Below are 24350 nucleotides of genomic sequence, written 5' to 3'. Positions count from 1 at the left end.
TCTTATTACGCCCAAAAACGCTTGACAAAATAGAAATTGAATGATATATTTTTATAATGAATAATAATTCATTAATTGAGCAATACCTCTAAAGAGGTAAAAGGCCAAAATGGCAGCATTTAACAGAAAAGAAAGAGATAAGTTATTGCGCAAAAGCGATATCCTCAAAGCGGCAGAGCGTATTTTTGCCATAAAGGGGTATCATCAGGCGACAATTCAAGACATTGCGAAAGAAGCCCAGTATGCCGTAGGGACAATTTACCTGTACTTTAAGGACAAGGAAGTTTTGTATCTGGAGCTGATAGAAAGAAAGATAGGGGATTTAATATCCGGAGTAAAAAAAGAAGTAAATAATACAGAAGATGCGAAAGAAAAAATCAAGGTCTTGGTCCGTCAGCAATTAACGTATTTTGAGGAGAACCAGGATTTCTTCAGAATCTATTTTTCAGAAAGAGGGGGCTTGCGTTGGGCGATAAAAGATAAGATTTCAAAGAACACAGTGGATAAATTTGTGAAATACCTCGATTACATTACTGAACTGCTCAAGGATGCCCAAGGAAAGCACCTGATTAGGCAAGACTTAGAGGCAAAAAGATTAGCTTATGTGTTGGCTTCGATGTTAAATGCGGTTATCTTCCCCTGGCTTAAAGGAGCTTGCAAGAAAGAAAAAATAACCGATATGACAGATTTTATCCTGGATATTTTCTTTAACGGAGTGGAGCAGAAACAATGAAGAAACTCTTAAATCTCTTGCTTATAAACATTCTTATTTTTGCGCCTGCTCTTGAGGCAAATGCCTTAGATAAAAAAGCCGCTGATGAGGAAAAAGCAAGGGAAGTAGAAAAAGCCCTTTTTATGGCCGCAGGAGCGCAGAATAGAGTTTTGAGGATCGGCCTGGTAGATTGCATTGCTTACGCTTTAAAGAATAATTCAGAAATACTTATCAAGCGCATTGAGCCGAAGCTAAAACAGGATGACGTAAGAATAGCCGAGGCGGATTTTGAGCCGACTTTTAATGCCGAATATACAATACACGATAAGAATGAAGTTTCATCTAATGTTTTGCAGGGAGCAGGTGTTTATAATTCCCAGGACACGAGGCTTAACGCGGATGTTTCAGGCAAGCTTGTAACCGGCACAGAATATAAGATGGAGTTTCTTAACCAGAGATATAAAAGCGATTCTGTATATCAGGTTTACAACCCTTATTATACAGCAGAGCCTAAGATCACCATTACCCAGCCGCTTTTTAAAGGATTCGGCATCTTGGTTAATAAAGCGGATATTACAGTAGCCCAGAATAATAGGCTGCAATCCGACGCATCTTTTAAAGATACGGTTATGGATACCATCAGCAAGTCAAAGACCGCTTACTATAATTATATTTACTATCTTGAGGCTTATGCCATTGCGAGGTTATCTTTGGAACGCGCCCAAAATTTACTGGAGATTAACAAGGCCCGGTATCAGAAAGGGCTGATTAGTTCGGTTGATTTGCTGGAAACAGAAGCTGCCGCGGCCCAGAGAGAGAAAGCAGTAATTGCGGCTGAGACATTGATGAAAAAAGCAGAAGACGACCTTAAGCTTATTACTAATTTAGTTGATGACCCCGAGGTTTGGAATGCTAAGGTTGAATTGATAGACCAGCCGGAATTTAAGGTTGAAGAAGTGGATTTATTACGAAGCCTCCAGGACGCTTTTCAATACAGGCCGGATTATTACTCGGCGAAGATAGATTTAAAAAACCGGGATATAAAGATTGCCGCTGCCAAGAATGCCGCGCTTCCTACGGTTGACCTGACGGGCAGTTTTGGCCTGAATGGATTAGGAGAGGATTATCAGAATGCCCTTGAAAAAGTTAATTCCGACTATACCGATTGGAGCGTAGGAGTCAAGTTCAGCGTTCCCTGGGGCAGCGGCGACCGGGCAAAATATGACCAGAAAAAATTAGAAAAAGCCCAAGCCCTGCTGTCATTTAAAAGATTAGAGCAGAATATTATCCTGGAAGTCAGGGATAAGGTCAGATTAGTCAAAGCGCGCGAGCAGCACGTAGATGTGGCTAAGCTCTCTAAACAAAAAGAAACTGAAAATTACGAGGCGCAGAAGGAGCGTTATGCTGCAGGACAGGTTTCTACACATGATATGCTGGATTATCAGGATAAATTAGCGCAGTCCGAACTTGACTATGTTAACGCGTTGATTGAATACAACATAGCTCTCATTAATCTGGATAAATCTCAAGGCTTAACTTTAGTTAAGAATGATATAAAATTAGAGGAGTGAAGAAATGGCAAACAAAAATAATTTGCGCTTACCTTTATATTTAGTCTTTGGATTGGTATTTTCTTTTGCTGTCGCCGGATGCGGCCCGTCTTCCAAAGAAAAAGCAAAAGAGCAAAAAGAGGCTATCCCCGTCAAAGTTATGCGGGTTGAGCTCAAGGATATACAAAATACCCTGGATTATGTGGGAGATATCAAGGCGGAGGATGAGGCAGTCGTTTATCCCAAGGTAGGCGGAAAGATAATCGAGAAGCTTAAGAATGAAGGCGATTCTGTGGCTAAAGGGGATGTTATCGCTTACATTGACCGCGATGAGGTGGGATTTAAATTTGAGAAGGCGCCGGTAGAAAGCCCGATGAGCGGGATTATCGGCAGGGTTTACGTGGATATCGGGACACAGGTAACGCCCCAGACCCCGGTTGTTTTAGCAGTGCGAATGGATAACGTAAAAATAGACCTGGATATCCCGGAGCAATACCTGCCGAAAATCTCCGTCGGCCAGACCGCGCAGGTTTTTGTGCAGGCCTATCCTAAAGAAAATTTTACGGGTAAGGTTTCGCGGATAAGCCCGGTGCTGGATTTAGAGACGCGCACCGCCCCCATAGAGATAATTATTCCCAATCCGGAGCACGCATTAAAATCAGGTATGTTTGCAAATGTAAAATTAGTGATTGAGGAGCGTAAAAATGTGCCGGTGATTGTGAAAGAGGCGATTATGGGCAAAGAGCCCGGTCTTTACGTTTATGCCGTTAACGGCGATGCGGCGCATCAGAGGAATATCAAATTAGGGATACGCCAGGGCGCTGATTACGAGGTAATCGATGGGCTAAAGCAAGGGGATCAGGTCGTGGTAATGGGACAGCAGCAATTGTACGATCTTGCTCCTGTCAGCATTGAAGGAGAAAAAAGCGGCCAAAAAGAAGAATCCAAAAGAGAGGGGCAAAGATGAACCAGGCATATCTGAATGGGAGAGTCGCGGTGGTTACCGGAGCCAGCAGGGGCATTGGCAAGGCGTTGGCAGCGGCCGCTGCAAGCTTAGGGATTAATTTGGCGATTGCTGCGCGGGGAGAAGGTCCTTTAAAGGAAACCGCCGAGGAAATTGCCGAGAAATACAAAGTTGCCGTCCTGCCGGTGGTATGCGATGTCACAAAATTAGAGGACTTAGAAAACCTAGTTGATAAAACCAAAGAGAAATTCGGCCGCATTGATATATTAATCAATAACGCGGGAGTTTCCAGCCAGTATCCTTTCCAGAACCAGCCTTTGGAAGATCTCGAGAAATTAGCGCATACAAATTATCTCGGCTATGTGCGCCTGATACGTTTAGTGATCAACGATATGATAGAAAATAAGTCCGGAGCGATTATCAATATGGTTTCCGGCTCGACCCTAAATGATCCTCTCCCGAGAAATTTCATCGTTTATAGCTCATTAAAAGTAGGCTTGCGCGCTTTTTCAAAAGCTTTATTTTGGGAGTTACGCGACCATGGCATAAAGGTCACTTCGATTTTGCCCGGGGTAACCGATACGGAGTTAACCGGGAAGTTAAAAGATATAACCGCGGATACCTCGCGTTTGATGACGACGGAAGCAATAGAAAACGCATTAAAGTTTGCTTTAAGCGTACCGGCGAATGTTTGTCCTTTGGAAATTTCAGTGATAAATCAGCAGACACCTTGGACAAAGCCCGTAATTCCCTTTAAACAGCAGCATCCGGATAAATAAAATGGCCGTTTTAATGATAAGTCTTTAAATTTTTGAAGAAATGGGCTACTCGCAGTTGTATATAGGAGGAATTCGATGAACTTACCGGAATTTGGCGTAAAAAGGCCGGTTACGAATATAATGATTTTTTCGGCGATTATTATTTTGGCATTATACAGCCTGACCCGCTTAGGAATAGATTCTATGCCGGAGATTGAGCCGCCGTCGATTTCCGTCATCTCTACCTATGAAGGCGCCAGCCCTGAAGACGTAGAAATAAAGGTAAGCGAACCACTGGAAAACCAATTAGCCACTACTCCGGGAATTGAAAAAATCACTTCGCGCTCACTTGAGGGACTTTCAGTTGTGACGCTTAAGTTTGTCTGGGGTACTAATCTTGATGAGGCTTCAAATGATATCCGCGACCGCATTGAGCGCGCCAAGCGCTTTCTCCCCGATATTCCCGATGAAATGGATACCCCTTTTATCTTTAAATTTAATACTGCCATGTTCCCTATTCTTATGGTAGGGATTACCGCAGAGCAGAGTTATCCTGAGCTTTTTGATATGATTGACAAAAGAGTAGGAGACCCCCTAAGGCAGATTCCCGGAGTAGGCACAGTGCAGCTTAACGGAGGGTTAGAGCGCCAGATTAATATCTGGATAGACAGGCACAAGCTTGAGGGATACGGGTTTTCCATACTTGACGTCCAAGATGTTTTAGCTAAAGAAAACGTTACCCAGCCGGCAGGCAGCATAAAATCCGGTTTTACGGATTATCTTCTGCGCGTGCCCGGAGAGTTTGCCACTCCTGATGAGATAAACTCGGTTATCCTGGGCAAACGCAACGGCAATCTTGTTTACCTCAAAGACGTTGCCCGGGTAGAAGATAGCTTTAAAGAAGTAACCAACATTGTGCGCATCAACCGCCATCAGGGCCTTTTGATGATGATCCAAAAACAGACTGGAACCAATACCGTGGAAGTAGCAAACCGGGTGAAGAAAAAGATGGATGAGCTGCAAAAAACTCTTCCTAAAGACGTAAAAATGTACCCGGTTATGGATTCTTCTCATGACATTATCAATTCTCTTAATTCGCTTAAATCTACGGTTTGGGTAGGAGGAATCCTGGTAATTCTCGTAGTCTGGTTTTTCCTGCGTCAGTTTTTGCCCAGTTTGGTAATCGCCCTGACCATTCCTTTTTCGCTCCTGATTGCCTTTATCTATCTTTTCTTAAGCGGCAAGACCATCAATACCATCAGCCTTTCTTCTTTGACTATTGCTATAGGAATGGTGGTAGATAATGCGATTGTTGTGGTGGATAATATCCATCGCCATCTGGAAAGAGGACAACGTCTGCAGGAGGCTTCGATCTTTGGTACGTCTGAGATGTTTCTCGCCATTGCCGCATCCACCCTCACTACCGTGGTAGTGTTCTTGCCCTTGATTTTCATTACCGGAGTGGTGGGAATAATGTTCGGAGAATTGGCGATCATTGTAATAGTCACGCTTTTAGCCTCGCTTTTTACTGCGGTAACATTTACCCCGATGCTTGCCTCTAAGTGGATGGGAGTTAATAATGGCCAGGCAAAAGCTAAATTTAAATGGTTTAGTAAATTCTACCAGATTTCCGAACATTGGTTTAAATCCTGGGAAGAATTCTACAGAAAATGCTTAGCCTGGTGCCTGGGGCATAAAAAAATAGTCATCTTTGGATTTTTGGGGGCTTTTATTTTCAGTTTATTTTTAACCCGCTTTGTGGGAAACGAGTTCATACCCGAACAGGATTCAGGAGATTTGCGCACTACAGTAAATCTTCCCATAGGCACACGCCTAGAGGAGACTGATAAAGTTGCTACGAAAATAGAAGATATTTTTAAAGAAGAAGCGCCGGAAGAGAAATTTATGTATGTAAGAAGTGGGCTAACCACAGGCGTGGGCGCGGTATTTGGAGGGCAGTCAGGGACTCATATTACTTCCGGAGGAGCTAAGCTTGTGCCTAAAACCGAAAGAAAGCGCTCGGTTAAAGAAATCGCCCAAGTCATCAGAAATAGAATCAGGCAAATCCCCGGCGTCTTAAAGACCGATATCACAACAGGAAGCCCCATCGGCAGAATAATTACCGGCACAGCAGGCAAACAGGTTCAGGTTGAAATTATCGGCCATTCTTTTGAAGACACGAATACAGTGGCGCAAAAAATAAAAGAAATTATGGAAAAAATACCGGGGGCAATTGATATAAGTATTTCCCGCGAATTGAACCGGCCGGAGCTAAGAATAGAGGTGTACCGGGAAAAGGCAGCGGCCTTGGGTCTGAATATGCGCACTATTGCCGACAGCATCAAGACTTTTGTGGAGGGCGCAACCGCCACTAAATACCGCGAAAAGGGAGAAACCTACGACATATATGTGCGCCTGGAAGAGCAGTTCCGCGCCAAACCCGAAGACGTGGAGAATCTTTCCATAGTCTCACCTTTTACGGGAAAACAGATTAAATTAAGCACGGTTGCCAGGGTTTATGAAACCGCAGGCCCTATTGAGATTGAGCGTAAGAACCGCGAAAGAGTGCTGAGAGTAGAATGTAATACCTATAAGCGCTCAATGGGTAAGGTTATTGAGGATATTAAAAAGAGCCTCAAGAAGATAACCATACCCTCGGATATTGTGATAAATTTTGGCGGCGAGGCAGAAGAGCAGGGAAAGGCATTCAAGGATTTGATTCTTCTCTTACTGTTAGGCATTGCCTTGGTATATATGGTTATGGCCGCGCAATTTGAGTCTTTATTGGACCCGTTTATTATTATGTTTGCTATACCCTTTACTTTTACCGGAGTAATCCTGGGGTTTATTTTGACAGGAACTACTTTGAGTGTAATAACCTTCTTGGGTATGGTTATGCTTATGGGAATAGTGGTCAACAATGCCATAGTACTTGTAAGTTATATAAATATCCTGCGTGCCCGCGGATTATCTATGTTGGATGCGGTAACCATCGGAGGTAAAGAAAGGTTAAGACCGGTGTTGATGACTACGATTACCACCGTAGCTGGGCTCCTGCCTTTAGCTCTTTCAACAGGAGAGGGCTCAGAGGTTTGGCAGCCGCTAGGTATTACTATGCTAGGAGGACTTAGTTTATCTACGTTAGTTACTATGTTTTTTGTGCCTACGCTTTACGCTGTGTTTGAGGCAAAGATTAGAAAAGAACGCCTGCCTGCCGGCAGGCAGGGAGGCAAAAAGAAATGATGACGATGATGATGACAATGATTACCTATAATGAAGCGATTGACGATGAAGTAATGGAGATTTTGGAGAGTTGCGGGGTGAAGAATTACACTAAGATAAAAGGAGTCTTTGGTAAGGGCGAAACCAGCGGCACGCATTTAGGCGATGACATCTGGCCCGGCAGGAACAATATTTTATACGCGGCCTGTCAAGACAATGAAGCAAGGCAGCTCATTTTGTATGTTAAAGAATTGCGCAAGAAATTGGGCAAAGAAGGCGTAAAGGCATTTGTTTTACCGCTTGAGGAGATGACTTAAAAGGAGGCGCGAGAATGGATTTAAGAGAGGTATTTAAACAAAGGCGATCAGTAAATTTTTTTGATGCAAAACGCAAAGTAAGCGAAGAAGAAGTCAAGAAAATTTATGCGATGGCAAGTCTTTGCCCTTCCTCATTTAACCTTCAGCCTTGGAAGATACTTTTGATCTCTAACCCTGAGGAGAAAAAGAAACTGCGCCAGGCAGCCTTAAACCAACCCAAAGTAGAAGAGGCTTCAGTTATAGTTGTTTTACTAGCGGATATCAAAGGATATGAAGAAATAAATAAAGTCTTTGATGATATGGTAGAGAAAGGCTATCAAAAAGAAGAAGCAAGAGATACCTACGCAGGGCTTGCCAAAAGCCTTTATGGGAATGATATTTCCGCCAGAGGATTTGCCTTAAGAAATGCGGGGCTTTTTGCAATGAGTTTTATATTGGCTGCTAAATACCTTGGCATTGATACTCATCCCATGGATGGTTTTGAGCAGGATAAAGTCAAAGAGGCATTCAATATCCCTGATAGATATGAGGTAGCGATGCTTATTGCTGTAGGTTATCACGACAAAGAAAAACCTTTGCTCACACGCTTAAGGAGAAAAAATTTTGATGAGGTTGTAATAAAGATGTAAAGGAGTTTGTCTGGAGTTTGGATGGGATAACCTAAGGGGAGCCGGATGAAAATCGGCAGGGTGCGCAAATACGCATTATTGATCGGTGCCATTCTTGCCTTGCTATTTTCAGGGCTTAGGGAAGAATGGCATTCGCTTTCTTGGTTTGGGATACATATAGGCTACGATTATCATTTTATCGTTAAAGAAAAAATGCGGATTATCGCAGCCATAATTGTTATAGCTTATGTTGTAATCGTAATGGCAAAGGATGATTGATGCGTTTTAAAAGCAAAATTCATGGCGCTGTAAAAGTAGGAAAGAGAGGGCAGGTAGTTATCCCGGCCAAATTAAGAAAATCTTTCGCTATTAAGCCGCGGGACCGCCTGTTGGTTTTTGCTCAAGCCGATAAAAAGATAATCAGCCTCATGCCGGAAAAATATTTCAGCAAGCTTTTGGGAAAAGCGGGGGATAAAATTTATAGAGGACTTTAAGGGTAGAATGAAATTTTTTAAGAAAAAGCTGGAAATCCCGGAATATCAGAAGCAGGAATATATTCAGAGAATAAAGCAGGTGCTAGCTAAAAAATTAAACATACTGAACTTGAGTTGGAGCCAAATACTCATTGTAAAGAAGACCTGAATTTTGATTCCTTGGATTATATAGAAGCGGCGGTGATCCTGGAGGATGAGTTTAACGTGGAAATTTCCGATGATGACGCCGATAAGTTTCTGATAATCGGAGATGCCGTAGAATATTTATATATAAGATCTGGAGAATGACCTCTCGGACAAACAGGGATTTTTAAAACAAAACAGATAATGGATGTCTTGGACTCGTTGTTTTTGATCATAAGGCTTTTAAACAAAGATAAGCGGATTTTTATGCATGGAAAACGGGTTGCGGACATTGCCTGCGCCATTGCCAAGAAAATGCAATATTGCGCGGAGGGTATCAGGCAGGTCCGCTTAGCGGCATTTTTCCATGATATCGGAAAAATCGAGGCGCCGGAACAGATTCTTAATAAGCCGAGCGCTCTCAATAAAAAAGAGATTGCGATACTCAGGAGGCACCCGGAGTCAGGATATCGTTTGTTGGAATTTCTAAAACCGGATTCTATCATTGCGGAAGTCGCGCTTCAGCACCACGAAAGACTGGATGGCTCAGGGTATCCTTTCAGTTTGCGCGTCAAGGATATTAATCCTGTAGCAAGAATAATTGCGGTTGCCGATGTGGTAGATACGATGACCTCCCCGCAGGTGTATAGGCCTGCATCCACAGTGGATCAGGCCTTGCAGGAGATCAAACAAAATAGCGGTCTGCTATATGATGTTAAGGTCGTTGACGCTGCCTTGGCAGTAATCGCAGGAGGCGGTAAGCTGAAGAAATTTAATGAGGCGTTAAAAGAAGGGGTTAGAGAGAATGAAAATATTGGGTATTCTGGCCAGTCCGCGCAAAAATAAAAGCAACACCTTGGATCTGCTTAAAGAAGCACTTTCTGCTGCGCAAGGACATGGTTTTTGCGAAGAAATCATCCATCTCTGCGACTATAAAATAGAATTCTGCCGGCATTGCGAGGCCTGCCATAAAAACATCTTATCCTGCCCCATAAAAGACGATGTCCGTCTTTTGCAACAGAAAATATTGGAGGCCGATGCGATTATTTTTGCCAGTCCCGTATACATCCACCATATTACAGGTCACTTAAAAAATCTCTTGGATCGCTCAAGCCATTTTATCCACTGCCAGAGATTATTGGAGAAATATGCGGCGGCAGTGGCAACATCGGGAGGCGGGCCGCATGATATGGTTCCGGAATACATAAAACAATATACGACTGCCTGCGGAGCCCGCTATGTGGGTGGAGTTTCTACCGCGGTACCTCTTGACAAAGAGATAAAAAGGAAGGCGTATAATTTAGGCGTGGATTTAAGCGAGGCTATAAAAAGAAAGAAGATATTTCCTGTTGAAGAAGCGGTTATCCAGACCCAGAGGGAGTATTTTAAGCAAGTGATTATGGCAAAGAAAGAAGACTGGCCTGGTGAATATCGCTACTGGAAGGAACAGGGCTGGATATAGGAATCAGACACAGGGGAAGCCCCAAGGAAAATTGATCATGGAAAATTTGTCCCGTCGCTTAGTTTACGAAAATTTGGCAGATGCGTCTCTGAAACTTTATCTCGTCCTTAGGAAACGCCTGGAGGCCGCGGCAAAAGAAATAGACCTAAGTTATCAACAAGCGCAGGCGCTTACTTTTTTGAAAGATAAATCTTCCGTAAGCATGACTGCGCTGGCAAATGAATTTGGTTTGACTCGGGCGGCAATGACCGGCTTGATTGGTAGGTTGGTTGAGAAAAAGATGGCAGCGCGCGAGTACGATCCGAAAGACAGAAGGACCGTGCTTATCAGGATCAGCAAAAACGGTAAAGCAAAAAGCGACAGCTATCGGAAGAAATTAACGGCTTTTTTTAAAAAGATAGCCTGCGATTTGGGTTCTGAAGAAAGAAAAATCTTTATTGAATTATCCAAGAAGCTCAAGATCTTGGATTTGTGAGGATCGCGCATGAAATTCGCCCGCAATATCCAAATAGATCTCGAAATAGAAAAAGAGAGAGGCAGGATTCTGTCTTCGGGCAGTTTTTCCGATGATTATCACGATTTTAAATGTAGGATGATTTTTAAACTGCCCAATTTAGAAGTGGTGGATGTTAAAGTCGAAATTAATAAACTGCCGAAAGAAGTCTGCCGAGTCCCTTTTGACAGATTGGTTGGTTTAAGGGGGGTAGCGGTCGGAAGAGGATTCCGCCAGAAGGTCAAAAAGGCGATAGGGGGCGATCAGGGCTGCATCCACCTGGTCGATCTGATCCACGAGATAGCCCAGGGCATTGTTGCCTTGTTGAGGAAAGCCCAGATGACGCCCGACGGCAAAGAAATGAAAGATTTTCCAGACGGTACATTTTATGGTGTTTGTATGGGGTTGAATAAAGGAAAATTAAAAGTCGATAATAATGAGGATTAGCCGATGAAGATATTATTTTTGACCCCGCCTATGGGTATGTGGGTTTATTTTGGAAGAATGAAATCTATCTATCCTGGATATGCCCAATTGGCCGCTTATTTACTTGAGAAGTCGGATGTCGAGGTCGCTGTTTTGGACTGTCCAGCTTATGAATATACTCATCAGCAGATGTTGGATGAGATCAATACGATTAAGCCCGATATTATCGGCATGGGGTGCGGTACGACTTGGGTTCATTGCGTATATGAGGCAGCCCAGCAGATTAAAAAGAGATTTCCAGATATAAAAATTCTCTGCGGGGGAATGCATTTTAATGCTATGCCTATTGAATCCCTAAAGGAACATCCGGAGATTGATTTTGTTGTTGTCGGAGAAGGTGAAAATACCCTCTTGGAATTTTTAGAAGAATCTAAAAAAAGAAGCCCTGATTACGACAAAATAAACGGTTTAGGCTATAGAAAAAATGGCAAGGTTGTCTTAACCCAGCCACGCTGTCTCATCAAAGATTTAGATTCTTTGCCGCTTCCTGCTTACCATTTATTTCCGATAGAAAAGTATGTTCATTATTCTTACTGGCCAAGGGCCGTGCGGATAGTAACCAGTAGAGGTTGTTCTGGCAGGTGCAGCTTCTGCGTTCAATGGCAACAGTACGATAAGAGAATGAAAGAAAATGTTGGCATTTGGAGAGGTCTTTCCGGCAAACGCATAGCCGATCAGGCCGAACTTTTGGTCACGAAATACGGCGTCCAAATGTTTGATATCCAGGATGATGAATTTAATAATCAGGCTGAACGTATCGAAGAATTCTGCGATGAAGTCATAAAAAGAGATTTGCATTTTTCTTGGATGTTTTTAGGCAGGGCCGATGCATTCGCTAAACAGATTGGGTTATTTCCCAAGATGAGAAAAGCCGGTTGTATTTTGACCCTAGTCGGCGTAGAGGCCGAGACTGACGAAAAGCTAAAGTCTATGGGTAAGAATATCACCATATCCGAAATTAAACATGGTATTGATGAGTTGCGCAGAAATGATATAGCTACTTGTGGAACTATAATGATCGGTTTTTGGGATGATGATGAGGCGATAATCAAGCGTCGTGCCCAACTATTGGACGAGTTGGACCCCGATTTAATGACTGTCGATATCCTTGTTCCTTATCCGGGGACAGACCTGTGGGATGAATTAAAGGATAGCCCGAGACTGGAAATAAAAGATTTCCGTTTTTTTGATATGGCCCATGCTTTAATGCCTACAAAATATCTTTCAAGAGAAGAAATTAATCGTTTGGCTGCATGGATGAATAGAGAGTTTTATTCCAAGCAAAAACGGATTCAAAGAATGCTTCATGGATACTCCAGTCCTTTAGTGGCTGCTTGTTGCCGTAATTATATGGAAGTTGCATCCAAGGCAGAGGAATGTTTCTTGAAGGGCGAGGCGTTTATTTAATTTTTGTTTATCACTATGTTGAAGAGAATAGCCGTGAAGACAAGATTAAAACAAACATTTCTAAGAAGCAAAGAAGATGGCAATATAAGCAGATTGATAGAGGTGTTGTCGATAATTGCAATAATTTTACTTGTTTTGGCGGTTTTAGCATGTTTAAAAACAGCCGACCTGATTATGCGATGGGTTGTAAGATTATTTTTTAAGGTTACGTAGGGCGAGAAACAATTTTTTTAATAGATGTCCACCTCTTAAGAGTGGACATATCTCTACCATTTACAGTGCAAAAAGTTAGAGATAAATGAGCTTCAAAAAGGCGGACATTTTGGACAAAATAACTATCTCTAAAGCGCAAAAACAGCCCAAAAACAGCCAATTTGCTATATAATTAGGCGATCCAAGCAGGGAGAGGAAGTTCTATAGACCCCGGACCCCCGCAACCAAATAAAAAGACACCCGAAAGGGTGTCTTTTTATTTGGGTAGCCAGGGGCCCTCGTGGCGCCGTTCCTCCGAAAGCCATTCGCTGCGAAAATTTTTTCCAAATTTTCTTGCGGCCTTCGGAGTTAATTCGGGCAGATGACTTACGTTTATTCGCTACGCTCATTCCGTAAGTCATGCCCTTATTAAAAATCGGACCACCGCAACCATATTAAAAAAACACCACTCGGAAGGGTGGTGTTTTTTTAATATGACATAGAATAGGGTCCTGAACGGTTCCCGTTTCTCAATGTACGTTCCTCTTATACGGGCGGCCAACCAATCCAGTCAAGACATAATGTCTTGGCTTTCTTATTTTTGTCGGAGTATAATGGGGACAGTTCGGTTGAAATTCAATAACTGTTTGCAGTTATGTTATAACAATAACATGAAAAATAGAAAAATAAGTGTTGCAATAATTGTTTTGTTTGTTTTTTTCTTATTCGACTCTGTTATCACGGCAGCCGAAGAACTGGACTTGAAGAGGGCCATGAATGAGGCCTTAGAGGCGAATCCTGAGATTTTGTCCGCCAAAAGGTCGTATGAGGCTGCGAACGCACGTATTTGGCAGGCGGCAAGCCTTACTGATCCCATGTTTTCGGTCGGCTATGATAAGATGACCGCTGACAGGATGCTGACAGGCGAGCCCATGAAGACCTACGAGATATCACAGGATATCCCTTTTCCGACTAAGCTTTTTTTGCGCGCTAAGGTTGCCTCAAAGCTCGCCAAAATGGCCTATGAGAACTATCAGGCCAAAGAAAAAGAAATCATCTCCCAAGTCAAGAGCGCCTATGCAGAACTTTTTGTGATTTATCGAGAGATTGAAGTTAACAAAGAAGACAAAAGTATTTTAGAGCAACTTTCACAATCAGCCGTCTCGCGGTATAAAACAGGAGAAGGTCCCCAGGCGGATGTTTTGAAAGCGCAGGTGGAGCTGGCAAGCGTTGACACAGAGCTTGTTATGCTTGAGCAAAGACGCCTGACAGCCCAAGGCAGATTAAATGTTCTTCTGAATAGAGACCCTCAAGATGAGCTCGGCGCACCTTCTGCCGGCGAGACGATAAAATTCAGTCAGACACTGCAAGATTGCTATGCTCTCGCTAAACAAAATAATCCTGAGCTGAAAGCCTATCGCTATGCCATAGATAAGGGCCAGGCAGCTTATCATCTCGCCCAAAATGAATTTTTGCCTGATTTCAGAGTGACGTATAAACAGATGATGAATGATGAAAAGTCTTGGGCGGGAATGGTGGGTGTTACCGTCCCGTTATGGTTTTTCCAAAAACAGGCTTTTGGCGTTAAAGAGATGAAGTCAGAGCTCGAGATGGTAAAGGCCGAGTATGCTGCCAAAGAGAAGGCCGTGCTTTTTGATGTCAGGGATGCTTATGCGCGCGTGGAAGCGAATAAAAAATTAATAGAACTTTACGAGACGTCGTTTTTGCCTCAAGCAGAAGAGACGTTGGAGGCATCGCTCAAAGGTTACGAATCCAATCAGTCTGATTTTCTCACGCTCTTGGACAGCCGAAGAATGCTCATCGATTTCAAACTCAAACACTATAATGCCATTCTTGAGCTTAAAGTCGCTCTGGCGGACTTAGAGCGCGCCATCGGAACAGATCTTGACGGTTCACAAGTAAAAGAGGTTGCTTATGAAAAGAAATAATCCTTTATTGATCATTGTTATTTTAGTTGCCTTGAGTATAGCTTTATTGGCATATCATTCTATGGCGGCTGGGGAACAGATGCGTCATGATTCGATGACTGCCATGCAAGATGTTTCTTCCTCTCAAGGCAAGACTCCGCAGGAAGTTTGCCTGGAACATAAATGTCCTATGCATCAATGCGGGATGCAGGTAAGAGTACATCTGAAGCCCGGCGAGAGAATAAAGTGTCCTATTTGCGGTGAATATATCACGACGGAAAATAGCAAAATCGTCCCGGTTGCTGAAGAAAAAAATGCAGCAGCCAAAGAAGAGCGCAAAATTATCGCTTATCGTAATCCGATGAATCCGCAAGTCACGTCACCCGTGCCTATGAAAGATTCTATGGGCATGGAGTATGTTCCTGTTTATGAGGAGGAAGGAGCTGCGCATCCCGAAGGCGTTTCTATCAGCCCTGAAAAGCAGAAACTGATGGGGATTAGCGTTTCGCCTGTTACGAAAAGAGACCTTGTAAAGATCGTTCACGCCTCTGGCAAGATCGCCTATGATCCCGAGCTTGTTGTGACCCAGGAAGAATTCATCCAGGCGCTTAAAGTGCAGGACGAGACAAAAGATTCTCCTCTGCAGGACGTTATTGACCGCGCTAAATCCGTCACAGATGCAGCCCGCCAGAAGCTGAAATTGAAGGGTATGAGCGACGACCAGATTGCCGAACTTGAAAAGACGCGGAAAGCGCAGACGAACCTGTATCTGCCAGCCAAAGGCGAAAATGTGTGGGCGTATGTTTCTGTTTATGAATATGAGATAGGGCTTATCAAAGTTGGCATGCCTGTGGATATTGAGGCCGTTGCTTATCCGGGCGAGGTATTCCAGGGCCAGGTTGCTTCCGTCAATCCTGTTTTGGATGCCGCAACCCGCACTAATCAGGTGCGCGTAGAAATAAAGAATCCCGATGATAAGTTGAAACCAGAAATGTTTGTTTCCGCGATGATAAAGATAGACATCGGCGAAAAATTAGCTGTGCCTGAGGATGCGGTGATCGATACAGGAGAGCGCAAAATCGTCTTTGTTGCGACTCCGGAAGGATATTTCGACTCCCGTGATGTCACGCTAGGAACAAAAGCTGAAAAGTATTACGAAGTGCTTTCCGGCTTGACGGAAGGAGAGAACGTTGTCTCCTCCGGCAATTTCTTTGTGGATTCAGAGAGCCAATTGAAAGCACCCGCAGCCACGCAAACTCACCAGCATCAGCAATAACACCTTTCTTTAAAGAAAGCGGTGTTTGATGGGTAGCTTGATAGACAGGATCATAGAGTTTTGCGCCAAAAATAAGCTCATTGTTTTTATTATGGTGGGCGTGGCTGTCGTTGGCGGCATCGTCGCCATAAGAAATATCCCCCTCGACGCTATCCCAGACCCTTCTGATACGCAGGTCATCGTTTACGCAAAATGGGACAGGCCTCCGCAGGTCATTGAGGACCAGGTCACTTACCCAATTGTTTCATCGCTTCTCGGCGCTCCCAAGATAAAAGATATCCGCGGTTTTTCAGATTACGGATTTTCTTACGTCTATTGCATCTTTGACGAGGGGACTGATATCTACTGGGCGCGTTCAAGAGTCCTGGAATATCTTTCTAAAGTCACGCCACAACTGCCAAAGGATGTGCAGGTCGAGCTCGGCCCCGATGCCACGGGCATCGGCTGGGTTTTTGAGTACGCGCTTGTTGATGAATCCGGCAAACATTCCCTCCAGGATTTGACGACTTTTCAGAACTGGCACCTTAAATATGCGCTCCAGTCCGTCAAAGGCGTCAGCGAGGTCGCCAGCGTCGGCGGCTTTGTCAAACAGTATCAGGTTCTCGTTAATCCCGATGCCCTGGTTGCCACAGGTATTTCCATCAATGATGTGATGATGGCGCTTAAAAAATCCAACCAGGAAGTCGGCGCCAGGCTCCTGGAATTTTCCGGCAAGGAATACATGGTGACCGTGCGAGGATATATTTCTTCGCTGGATGATATTAAGGAAGTCGTGCTTAAAGTCGGTAAGGACGGAGTGCCGGTCAAGATTAAAGACGTCGCGTTGGTGCAATTCGGGCCTGATATCCGCCGGGGCGTTGCCGAGCTGGACGGCAAAGGCGAGGTGGTCGGCGGCATAGTTGTTATGAGATATAAAGAAAATGCACTTAAAGTCATTGAGCGCGTCAAAAAGAAACTTCATGATGTCAAGCTTCCTGACGGAGTCAGGCTGGTGACCACCTACGACAGGTCAGATCTCATATTAAGATCAGTCGATACCTTGAAACGGAAGCTCATTGAAGAAATGATCGTTGTCAGCCTTGTTATTCTAGTCTTTTTAATGCACATCCCATCGGCCATTATCCCTATTGTGACATTGCCCATTGCCGTTATTATTGCATTTATCCCGATGTATCTTATGGGGCTGACTTCAAATATCATGAGCTTGGGCGGTATCGCTATTGCCATAGGCGCCATGGTGGACGGCGCCATTGTTGTCGTTGAGAATGCCCACAAAAAACTTTCACACTGGCAAGAGGAAGGAAGAAAAGGGGATTATAAAGAAGTCATCATCAATGCTGTCAAAGAAGTGGGGAGGCCATCTTTCTTTTCACTTCTCGTCATCGCGGTTTCTTTTATACCCATATTCACCCTGGAAGGATTTGAAGGAAGGCTTTTTAAGCCGCTCGCCTTTACCAAGACATTTGCCATATTTTTTGCAGCACTTCTTGCCATAACATTAGACCCGGCCATACGATTGCTTTTTACGCGTCTTGATTTCTATAGTTTTAGGCCAAAATGGCTCTGTGTTATCGTCAACCATGTTCTTGTGGGAAGGATCCATTCTGAAGAGAAGCACCCTATCAGTAAAAGGCTGTTTAAATTCTACGAACCTGTTGTCCAATTCGTTTTGAAGAAGCCGCGAGCCATTATTGGTTCGGCTGTCTTGGTTTTCCTGCTGACGGTACCGGTCTTTTTTAGCCTCGGTAAAGAATTTATGCCGCCTTTGAATGAAGGCACCATCCTTTATATGCCGACGACCCCCCCTGGGATCTCCGTCACAGAGGCGACAAAACTTCTTATGATTCAGGATAAGATTTTAAAAACTTTTCCAGAAGTTGTGACGGTTTTCGGAAAAGCAGGCCGCGCCGCTACCTCAACGGACCCGGCGCCGTATTCCATGATGGAAACAGTCGTTGTCTTAAAGCCCCAGAATGAATGGCGGCCTAAGCACCGGTGGTATTCAAGTATTCTGCCTGAATTCTTAAAATCGCCTTTACGGATAATCTGGCCTGACAGGATTTCCTGGGATGACCTTATTAAAGAGATGAATGAAAAGCTTGAGTTGCCAGGCCAGGTTAACGCATGGACTATGCCTATCAAGGCAAGAGTCGATATGTTGACCACAGGTGTGCGTACTCCTGTTGGGATAAAGATTTACGGGGATGATCTCGGAAAGATTGAAAAAATCGGGACTGAAGTTGAAGGCCATCTGCGGCAGGTCAAAGGTACGCGAAGCATCTATGCGGAAAGGACTTCTGGAGGTTATTTTGTCAACTTCAAATTAAGAAGAGATGATATTGCCCGTTATGGATTGACTGTCGAAGATGTAGAGACAGCTCTGATGACTGCTGTTGGCGGCGAGAATATCACCCAAACCATAGAGGGGAGGGAGCGGTTCCCTGTCAATGTGCGCTACCCGCGTGAATTGAGGGACGATATTGAAAAACTTAAAAATGTCTATATTCCCACGTCTTTGGGCGCCAATATTCCTCTTGCGCAGCTTGCCGATATAGAAGTAACGACAGGTCCAGCGATGATCAGGGATGAAAACGGCTCGTTGGCAGGCTATGTCTATATCGACGTGGCTGACAGGGATATTGGCAGTTACGTGAACGAAGCTAAAGAGATCTTAAAGAAAAATTTGACATTACCGGCAGGTTATTCCCTTGTTTTCAGCGGTCAGTATGAGTTTATGGAACGGGTCAAAGAGAGAATGAAGATCGTTGTGCCGCTGACGCTCCTTATTATTTTCTTCCTGTTGCATTTGAATACCGGCAGCTTTGCCAAGACGTTCATCATTTTACTGGCAGTTCCTTTTTCCCTCATAGGCGTTGCCTGGATTTTGGTTTTCCTGCACTATAATTTGAGCATAGGCGTATGGGCCGGTATCATCGCGCTATTGGGTGTTGATGCGGAAACTGGGATATTCATGCTTCTTTATCTTGATCTTGCCTATGAGGATATGAAAAAAAGAGGCATGATGAAGACCGTCGGTCATCTCAAAGAAGCTATTCTTCATGGTGCAGTGAAAAGAGTGAGGCCCAAGATGATGACGGCCTGTGTTTTATTTATCGGCCTTTTGCCCATTATGTGGGCGCAAACCTATGAAGCTGGCGCTGATGTCATGAAACGCATTGCCGCTCCCATGGTTGGGGGGATATTCACTTCGTTCATCATGGAACTCGTCGTCTATCCCGCCATCTATTTGTTGTGGAAGAAGAGAGACTTAGAGGCCTGACGCCTAGCTTCCAAATTTAATAATAAAAATTGTGAAAAAAGAAAATATCGCTCAATTAGCATAAGGGAGAAGAAATCCTATAGACCTCAGTTCCCCGCAACCACTTTAATGAGGTAAAAAAGCCGACCTTTTCTGGTCGGCTTTTTTACATTCAGGGCAGTGCCGCCGCAGGGTGAAACCCGCAGGCGGCCAACCACCGTCAAATTTCAAAAAAAGACCGCCTTGAAAGAGGCGGTCTTTTTTTGAAACTGTCCTTTGGTATTTCGTATCAAGGTGGTATAATAATGCCAACCGCAGAATATAAAGATTAGCAAATCTAAAGCCGAAAAGGGCAGGTCTACTAACCTTTACGGCTTTTTTATTTGCGGAACGTTACCCCCATGTGCATGTCGCAAAAGAATAAGCAGGCACCAGCATGAAGATAGTCCTCATAGAGCCAGGTTCAACGATCGCCAATGTCTATAGCAAGATTTCCATGCCGTTGCTGGGTCCGGTGTATTTGGGAACGATCCTAAAGAACCAGGGGCATGAGGTCGAGATCTACAAGGAAGACATTTATACCCCTGACTATGCCGGCATCAAAGCCGATATCATCGGAATCTCTATTTTGACCGCCACCGCTAACCGCGGCTATGAGATTGCCAGAAAATTCCCCAAAGAGAAAGTCATTATAGGCGGGGTGCATGCAAGTCTTGTGCCGCAGGAGGCCAGGAGATTTGCCCGGCAGGTGGTCGTCGGTGAGGCCGAGGGGGTCATCGGAGACATCGTCAACGGCGAGGTTCGGGATGAAATTGTATACGGCAAACCAGTTGAAAATTTAGATCTATTGCCTTACCCGGATTTTTCTTTGATTAAAGGTTACCGTCTGCCCGCTTTTATCACTCCTGTTTTGACATCGCGCGGCTGCCCTTTTGACTGCAGTTTTTGTTCCGTGACCAAGATGTTTGGCAGGACGTATCGTTTCCGCAGCGCCGAAAATATCAGAAAGGAACTGCTGGCCGTACGGTCCAAGAATATCTTTTTCTGCGATGACAACTTTACCGCGAACCCAAAGCGCACACGCCAGCTCTTGGAGTTTCTTGTCCGGATGAAGAAGCGCCATTGGGCTTGTCAGGTGCGCTGCGATGCCGCAAAAGATGAAAGTTTGCTTGCACTCATGGCCCGCGCCGGATGTAATACCGCATGCATAGGTTTTGAGTCCGTTAATCATAAAACCCTCGAGGCGTATGATAAGAAACAGACGATTGAAGAGATCATCCATGCCATAGGGTCTTTCCACAAAAAAAAGATTAAAATCCACGGGATGTTTGTTTTAGGCGGCGATGATGATGACAAGAAAACAGTGTGGGACACGCTGCGCTTCGCGGTCAGGCACAAAATCGATACCATCCAAATGATGATCCTGACTCCTTTGCCCGGGACCAAGGTGTACGAGGAGCTAGAAAAACAGAAACGTATTTTCAGCAGAGATTGGTCGCTCTACGACGGGCAGCACATTGTTTTCGCTCCTAAATTATTATCCGCCCGGGAGCTTCAGATGAATGTGCTCAAGGCTTATGCCAGGTTTTATTCCGTTTACAACACCCTGGTTTTATTTGTCAGATTGCATTTCAGGAATGCATTCCTTCGCCTTATGGGCCATAAGATCGTCAAAGACTGGTTGCGGCATAACCGCAGCATGCGTTGGCTGGCGCAAGAGGGTATCTTTAGCTGATGAAAAAAATAATGACTTCGCATAAGGGCAGGAGATGCAAGTTTCCTGGTTGCAAAAATATTTTAAGCATTTATAATCACGAAGCCTATTGCCATATTCATCTCAAGTCGCTAGATAGGGCATATAAGCAGAAGGTTTCCAAGTAAGGAGCACATCGTGAGCAGAGATAATTATTCGTATAAGAAGTATCAGAAAGAATTGGCCAGGAAAAAGAAGGCAGAGGAAAAGAAACGGAGAAAACTGGAGAAAAAAGCGGCAGAGGGTGCGCCTGAGATCGAGCAGGTCCCTTTAAGCCAGGATCTTCAGAGTGAACAATAGGAGGGAATAATGGGGTATCAAGATGGCGGATTCAGCCGTCCGCGGGAGATGCACAAGGCGATTTGCTCAGATTGCAAGAAAGAGTGCGAAGTCCCTTTTAAGCCAAGGGATGGTCGACCGATATACTGCAAAGATTGTTATTCGAAGCATAAAAACGAAGGACGTTAGCTCCTAAAGAGGCGAAATGTCCGTCTCTTGAGAGCGGATATATTTCTGCTTATTGCGGCGCAAGAAGCCGGAGATAATTCAGCTTAAAAATAGCGGATAAATCGGACGTGGTTCGGTTGTGCGCGCCATTGTCCTGAGCAAGCGAAGCGCGACGAAGGACAATCCTTGAAAGGACCGCCTTGAAAAAGGCGGTCCTTTTTTTGAGGCCGTCCTTTTGCGTACATACTTGTCGTTTTTCAGAATTCATTGACACAAGAGGATCCCGCGATAAAATAATTATGAACATTGGTTCATAAATACCGGGGGGTCCATGAGGCCGAAAAAGACAAGATGGGTCAAGTGTTTGCCGGGGGAGAGGTGCTTTCGTCCGAAATGCAGACCGCCACGCAGGCTCGATGGTGTTATTTTAAGCATTGATGAGTTTGAGGCCATGCGGCTTGCCTATCTTGAAGAAATGAAGCAAGTCGATGCGGCCAAGCTGATGAAGATCTCCCGGCCGACATTCTCCAGGATTATTGCCTCAGCGCATAAAAAAATAGCCGATGCCTTGGTCAACATCAAAGCGATAAAGATCGAGGGCGGATGTTGCAAGATTAAAACAAAGAGTAAAAGATGAGCGATGGCATTGTTGGAAAACTTTCATTTTTGGACAGGTTGTTGACCCTTTGGATCTTTCTGGCCATGGTTGTAGGCGTCGGGTCAGGATACCTTTTTCCTCAAATCGTGAATTTCTGGGATAAGTTTCAGGTTGGGACGACCAATGTTCCGATCGCCATCGGTTTGATTCTCATGATGTATCCGCCGCTGGCCAAGGTCAGGTATGAAGAATTGAAAGATGTCTTTCGCGACTACAAGGTTTTAGGGCTTTCGCTGGTCCAGAACTGGATCATCGGCCCGGTTTTGATGTTTGTGCTGGCGATCGCGTTCCTGCGGAATTATCCGCAATATATGGTCGGCTTGATCATGATCGGGCTGGCGCGTTGCATCGCGATGGTCATCGTGTGGAACGAGCTGGCCCGCGGCGATACCGAGTATTGCGCCGGCCTGGTTGCGCTGAATTCCGTATTTCAGGTGCTGTTTTACTCCGTGTACGCATGGGTGTTTATTACAATTCTTCCGACCTGGTTCGGTCTTCGCGGTATGGCGGTGCATGTCACGATATCCCAGATCGCCAAGAGCGTTTTCATCTACCTGGGGATCCCTTTTATCGCAGGGCTTATGACCCGTTTTGTCCTTATCAGGCTTCAAGGTAAAGAGTGGTATGAAAAGAAATTCATTCCCAGGGTTAGTCCCGTCACCCTCATCGCGTTGCTTTTTACCATCGTCGTCATGTTTTCCTTGAAGGGAGAATATATCGTCAAGATCCCCCTTGATGTCGTGCGCATAGCCGTACCACTTCTTATATATTTCGTTGTGATGTTTTTGGTATCTTTCTATTTGGGTGTCAAAATCCATGCCGGTTACGCCAGAACATCGACACTTGCCTTTACCGCTGCCAGCAACAATTTTGAGCTGGCCATCGCGGTGGCCGTGGCTGTCTTTGGGATCAATTCGGGCGAGGCGTTTGCGGCTGTGATCGGGCCTCTCGTAGAGGTTCCGGTGCTCATCAGCCTTGTCAGCGTCGCCCTCAGATTCAAAAACAGGTATTTTCATGACTAAACAGAAAGTCTTGTTTGTCTGCGTCCACAACTCCGCCCGGTCTCAGATGGCTGAGGCCTTCCTCAAGCAGATGGCGCCGGATAGGTTTGATGTTGAGAGCGCAGGTCTTGAGCCAGGCAAGCTGAATCCTATTGTTGTCGAGGTCATGAAGGAAGCCGGGGTCGACATTTCGCAAAACAAGACCAAGAGTGTGTTTGATTTTTACAAGCAGGGCAAGCAATATGATTATGTGATCACAGTTTGCGATGAATCGCAGTCAGGCAGATGTCCGGCATTTCCGGGGAGCGGCAGGAGACTTCATTGGGGCTTTGACGATCCGGCGGCTTTTGAGGGCGCCTACGATGAAAAGCTGGAAAAAACAAGAACGATCAGGGATCAAATTAAGCAAAAAATAAAAGACTGGCTGAAATAATTCTAATCGGATTTGGAGAAGCTGGTCAAAGAGAAGAGTTCCCGAGGCAGCCTCATCGAAGTTTGGGATCGAAGGGCCATGAGGGAAGTCCGTCGACCAAGGCTTGAGCACCCGATAGATATATACTAAACTTGCTTTATGCATAAACGCCATAAAATCCTGATCATTTTGATGGTTGCCGTCATTTTTTTTGGCGGCATCCCTGTTGTTTTCTCTGCCCCTGACCATGCGTGTTGCTGCGCGTCATGCCATTGCAAGATCCTTGCCTGTCTTCATGTGTGTGTCAGCCCGGCAAAGATAGAAAGGGATGTCTTTTCCCCGCGCCTCGTTTCGGCCGGCGCACTCCCGCTGGCGCCGGAGTTTGCGTATCAACACAAGGCTGTCCGTACCGTTTTTCATCCCCCGAATCCGGCCCTCGCTGATCCGTCATAAGTTGTTTTTCAAACATTCATAACAAAGGAGTATCTATGAATAAGTCACTTTTGTTTGTGCTGTTCATGGCCTTGTTTCTGTTGACGGGACAGGCCTATGCGGAAGGGAAGTGTTGTGGGGCTAAGGGCGGCGGCTGTGCCATCGAAGCATGCTGTCAGAAGGGCGCCTGCGCCTGTGCATGCGCTTGCTGCAAGGATGGTGCATGCGCCTGTGCTGCGTCCAAGTGTTGTCAGGGCGGCGCTTGCTGCAAGAAATAAGCAGCTGGCGGCGAGCCTGGTCAAACGGGGCGGGATTTTCCCGCCCCGTTTTTTGTGCCCTCCGTCGATGTTGTCCGGCGTCCCACAGCGGGGCAAAATGCGGCGTTGGCCCGGAAGG

General features: G+C 45.0%; 27 protein-coding genes. All 27 read left to right on the top strand.

The window, feature by feature from the left end; genetic code table 11:
• Positions 1–109: 109 nt before the first annotated feature.
• The 27 genes from BU251_RS07335 (at position 110) to BU251_RS07210 (ending at position 24232) form a co-directional block, all read left to right on the top strand.
• Positions 110–733: a TetR/AcrR family transcriptional regulator gene (locus BU251_RS07335; RefSeq protein ID WP_128700440.1), complete on the top strand. Its 624-nt coding sequence runs from the start codon at positions 110–112 to the stop codon at positions 731–733.
• Complete coding sequence (locus tag BU251_RS07330) at positions 730–2283, top strand: TolC family protein (protein ID WP_128700438.1); 1554 nt, start codon at positions 730–732, stop codon at positions 2281–2283. Before BU251_RS07335 ends, BU251_RS07330 begins: the two co-directional genes overlap by 4 nt.
• Before the next feature lie 4 nt (positions 2284–2287).
• Positions 2288–3229, top strand: a complete 942-nt coding sequence (locus tag BU251_RS07325; protein ID WP_128700436.1) for an efflux RND transporter periplasmic adaptor subunit — start codon at positions 2288–2290, stop codon at positions 3227–3229.
• Positions 3226–4005 carry an SDR family oxidoreductase gene (locus BU251_RS07320; RefSeq protein ID WP_128700434.1) on the top strand — a complete coding sequence of 260 codons (780 nt, stop codon included), beginning with the start codon at positions 3226–3228 and terminating at the stop codon, positions 4003–4005. The genes BU251_RS07325 and BU251_RS07320 overlap by 4 nt, the downstream gene beginning before the upstream one ends.
• Before the next feature lie 75 nt (positions 4006–4080).
• Positions 4081–7227, top strand: coding sequence for an efflux RND transporter permease subunit (locus tag BU251_RS07315; protein ID WP_128700432.1), 3147 nt, complete (start codon positions 4081–4083; stop codon positions 7225–7227).
• Positions 7224–7523, top strand: a complete 300-nt coding sequence (locus tag BU251_RS07310) for a PG0541 family transporter-associated protein (RefSeq protein WP_128700430.1) — start codon at positions 7224–7226, stop codon at positions 7521–7523. Before BU251_RS07315 ends, BU251_RS07310 begins: the two co-directional genes overlap by 4 nt.
• A gap of 14 nt (positions 7524–7537) precedes the next feature.
• The gene (locus tag BU251_RS07305) at positions 7538–8152 is read left to right on the top strand and encodes a nitroreductase family protein (RefSeq protein ID WP_128700428.1); all 615 of its coding nucleotides are present in this window, start codon (positions 7538–7540) and stop codon (positions 8150–8152) included.
• 45 nt (positions 8153–8197) lie between these two features.
• On the top strand, positions 8198–8410 hold the full coding sequence (locus BU251_RS07300) for a hypothetical protein (protein ID WP_128700426.1): 213 nt from the start codon (positions 8198–8200) through the stop codon (positions 8408–8410).
• Complete coding sequence (locus BU251_RS07295; RefSeq protein ID WP_128700424.1) at positions 8410–8625, top strand: AbrB/MazE/SpoVT family DNA-binding domain-containing protein; 216 nt, start codon at positions 8410–8412, stop codon at positions 8623–8625. Before BU251_RS07300 ends, BU251_RS07295 begins: the two co-directional genes overlap by 1 nt.
• Before the next feature lie 114 nt (positions 8626–8739).
• Positions 8740–8913, top strand: a complete 174-nt coding sequence (locus BU251_RS07290; protein WP_320416945.1) for a phosphopantetheine-binding protein — start codon at positions 8740–8742, stop codon at positions 8911–8913.
• Positions 8914–8970: 57 nt separating this feature from the next.
• On the top strand, positions 8971–9594 hold the full coding sequence (locus BU251_RS07285) for an HD-GYP domain-containing protein (RefSeq protein WP_228767797.1): 624 nt from the start codon (positions 8971–8973) through the stop codon (positions 9592–9594).
• Entirely contained in the window at positions 9563–10210 is a 648-nt protein-coding gene (locus BU251_RS07280; RefSeq protein ID WP_164908915.1) for a flavodoxin family protein, read from the top strand. The genes BU251_RS07285 and BU251_RS07280 overlap by 32 nt, the downstream gene beginning before the upstream one ends.
• 37 nt (positions 10211–10247) lie before the next feature.
• Positions 10248–10685 (top strand): MarR family winged helix-turn-helix transcriptional regulator, encoded by a 438-nt coding sequence (locus tag BU251_RS07275; RefSeq protein WP_128700418.1) that lies wholly within the window; start codon positions 10248–10250, stop codon positions 10683–10685.
• A gap of 9 nt (positions 10686–10694) precedes the next feature.
• Entirely contained in the window at positions 10695–11150 is a 456-nt protein-coding gene (locus BU251_RS07270) for a DUF2889 domain-containing protein (protein WP_128700416.1), read from the top strand.
• A gap of 3 nt (positions 11151–11153) precedes the next feature.
• Positions 11154–12596 carry a B12-binding domain-containing radical SAM protein gene (locus BU251_RS07265; protein ID WP_128700414.1) on the top strand — a complete coding sequence of 481 codons (1443 nt, stop codon included), beginning with the start codon at positions 11154–11156 and terminating at the stop codon, positions 12594–12596.
• The gene (locus BU251_RS07260) at positions 12566–12799 is read left to right on the top strand and encodes a hypothetical protein (RefSeq protein WP_128700412.1); all 234 of its coding nucleotides are present in this window, start codon (positions 12566–12568) and stop codon (positions 12797–12799) included. Before BU251_RS07265 ends, BU251_RS07260 begins: the two co-directional genes overlap by 31 nt.
• Positions 12800–13459: 660 nt before the next feature.
• Positions 13460–14737: a TolC family protein gene (locus tag BU251_RS07255; RefSeq protein WP_164908914.1), complete on the top strand. Its 1278-nt coding sequence runs from the start codon at positions 13460–13462 to the stop codon at positions 14735–14737.
• Positions 14724–15992, top strand: a complete 1269-nt coding sequence (locus tag BU251_RS07250; protein ID WP_128700408.1) for an efflux RND transporter periplasmic adaptor subunit — start codon at positions 14724–14726, stop codon at positions 15990–15992. Before BU251_RS07255 ends, BU251_RS07250 begins: the two co-directional genes overlap by 14 nt.
• 37 nt (positions 15993–16029) lie before the next feature.
• Entirely contained in the window at positions 16030–19272 is a 3243-nt protein-coding gene (locus BU251_RS07245) for an efflux RND transporter permease subunit (protein WP_128700984.1), read from the top strand.
• Between the two features lie 415 nt (positions 19273–19687).
• Positions 19688–20986 carry a B12-binding domain-containing radical SAM protein gene (locus tag BU251_RS07240; RefSeq protein ID WP_128700406.1) on the top strand — a complete coding sequence of 433 codons (1299 nt, stop codon included), beginning with the start codon at positions 19688–19690 and terminating at the stop codon, positions 20984–20986.
• 156 nt (positions 20987–21142) lie between these two features.
• Complete coding sequence (locus BU251_RS09455) at positions 21143–21304, top strand: hypothetical protein (protein ID WP_164908913.1); 162 nt, start codon at positions 21143–21145, stop codon at positions 21302–21304.
• 9 nt (positions 21305–21313) lie between these two features.
• Complete coding sequence (locus tag BU251_RS07235) at positions 21314–21472, top strand: CxxC-x17-CxxC domain-containing protein (protein ID WP_128700404.1); 159 nt, start codon at positions 21314–21316, stop codon at positions 21470–21472.
• Between the two features lie 310 nt (positions 21473–21782).
• Complete coding sequence (locus BU251_RS07230) at positions 21783–22088, top strand: DUF134 domain-containing protein (protein WP_128700402.1); 306 nt, start codon at positions 21783–21785, stop codon at positions 22086–22088.
• Positions 22085–23131 (top strand): ACR3 family arsenite efflux transporter, encoded by a 1047-nt coding sequence (gene arsB / locus BU251_RS07225; protein WP_128700400.1) that lies wholly within the window; start codon positions 22085–22087, stop codon positions 23129–23131. Before BU251_RS07230 ends, arsB begins: the two co-directional genes overlap by 4 nt.
• A complete protein-coding gene (locus tag BU251_RS07220) occupies positions 23124–23543 on the top strand; it encodes an arsenate reductase ArsC (RefSeq protein WP_128700398.1) in 420 nt (139 codons plus the stop codon). The genes arsB and BU251_RS07220 overlap by 8 nt, the downstream gene beginning before the upstream one ends.
• 138 nt (positions 23544–23681) lie before the next feature.
• Positions 23682–23975 (top strand): hypothetical protein, encoded by a 294-nt coding sequence (locus tag BU251_RS07215; RefSeq protein ID WP_128700396.1) that lies wholly within the window; start codon positions 23682–23684, stop codon positions 23973–23975.
• Positions 23976–24010: 35 nt separating this feature from the next.
• Entirely contained in the window at positions 24011–24232 is a 222-nt protein-coding gene (locus tag BU251_RS07210; protein WP_128700394.1) for a hypothetical protein, read from the top strand.
• Positions 24233–24350 lie beyond the last annotated feature (118 nt).

The sequence above is a fragment of the Candidatus Velamenicoccus archaeovorus genome (assembly GCF_004102945.1).
GTDB lineage: Bacteria > Omnitrophota > Gorgyraeia > Velamenicoccales > Velamenicoccaceae > Velamenicoccus > Velamenicoccus archaeovorus.
Note: the sequence above shows the minus strand (reverse complement) of the source record. Positions and strands in the feature narration are given on the sequence as shown.

Coding starts and splice junctions, on each gene's coding strand:
- BU251_RS07335 (WP_128700440.1), top strand. CDS start 110: ATGGCAGCATTTAACAGAAAAGAAAGAGATAAGTTATTGCGCAAAAGC.
- BU251_RS07330 (WP_128700438.1), top strand. CDS start 730: ATGAAGAAACTCTTAAATCTCTTGCTTATAAACATTCTTATTTTTGCG.
- BU251_RS07325 (WP_128700436.1), top strand. CDS start 2,288: ATGGCAAACAAAAATAATTTGCGCTTACCTTTATATTTAGTCTTTGGA.
- BU251_RS07320 (WP_128700434.1), top strand. CDS start 3,226: ATGAACCAGGCATATCTGAATGGGAGAGTCGCGGTGGTTACCGGAGCC.
- BU251_RS07315 (WP_128700432.1), top strand. CDS start 4,081: ATGAACTTACCGGAATTTGGCGTAAAAAGGCCGGTTACGAATATAATG.
- BU251_RS07310 (WP_128700430.1), top strand. CDS start 7,224: ATGATGACGATGATGATGACAATGATTACCTATAATGAAGCGATTGAC.
- BU251_RS07305 (WP_128700428.1), top strand. CDS start 7,538: ATGGATTTAAGAGAGGTATTTAAACAAAGGCGATCAGTAAATTTTTTT.
- BU251_RS07300 (WP_128700426.1), top strand. CDS start 8,198: ATGAAAATCGGCAGGGTGCGCAAATACGCATTATTGATCGGTGCCATT.
- BU251_RS07295 (WP_128700424.1), top strand. CDS start 8,410: ATGCGTTTTAAAAGCAAAATTCATGGCGCTGTAAAAGTAGGAAAGAGA.
- BU251_RS07275 (WP_128700418.1), top strand. CDS start 10,248: ATGGAAAATTTGTCCCGTCGCTTAGTTTACGAAAATTTGGCAGATGCG.
- BU251_RS07270 (WP_128700416.1), top strand. CDS start 10,695: ATGAAATTCGCCCGCAATATCCAAATAGATCTCGAAATAGAAAAAGAG.
- BU251_RS07265 (WP_128700414.1), top strand. CDS start 11,154: ATGAAGATATTATTTTTGACCCCGCCTATGGGTATGTGGGTTTATTTT.
- BU251_RS07260 (WP_128700412.1), top strand. CDS start 12,566: ATGTTTCTTGAAGGGCGAGGCGTTTATTTAATTTTTGTTTATCACTAT.
- BU251_RS07255 (WP_164908914.1), top strand. CDS start 13,460: ATGAAAAATAGAAAAATAAGTGTTGCAATAATTGTTTTGTTTGTTTTT.
- BU251_RS07250 (WP_128700408.1), top strand. CDS start 14,724: ATGAAAAGAAATAATCCTTTATTGATCATTGTTATTTTAGTTGCCTTG.
- BU251_RS07240 (WP_128700406.1), top strand. CDS start 19,688: ATGAAGATAGTCCTCATAGAGCCAGGTTCAACGATCGCCAATGTCTAT.
- BU251_RS07235 (WP_128700404.1), top strand. CDS start 21,314: ATGGGGTATCAAGATGGCGGATTCAGCCGTCCGCGGGAGATGCACAAG.
- BU251_RS07230 (WP_128700402.1), top strand. CDS start 21,783: ATGAGGCCGAAAAAGACAAGATGGGTCAAGTGTTTGCCGGGGGAGAGG.
- arsB (WP_128700400.1), top strand. CDS start 22,085: ATGAGCGATGGCATTGTTGGAAAACTTTCATTTTTGGACAGGTTGTTG.
- BU251_RS07220 (WP_128700398.1), top strand. CDS start 23,124: ATGACTAAACAGAAAGTCTTGTTTGTCTGCGTCCACAACTCCGCCCGG.
- BU251_RS07215 (WP_128700396.1), top strand. CDS start 23,682: ATGCATAAACGCCATAAAATCCTGATCATTTTGATGGTTGCCGTCATT.
- BU251_RS07210 (WP_128700394.1), top strand. CDS start 24,011: ATGAATAAGTCACTTTTGTTTGTGCTGTTCATGGCCTTGTTTCTGTTG.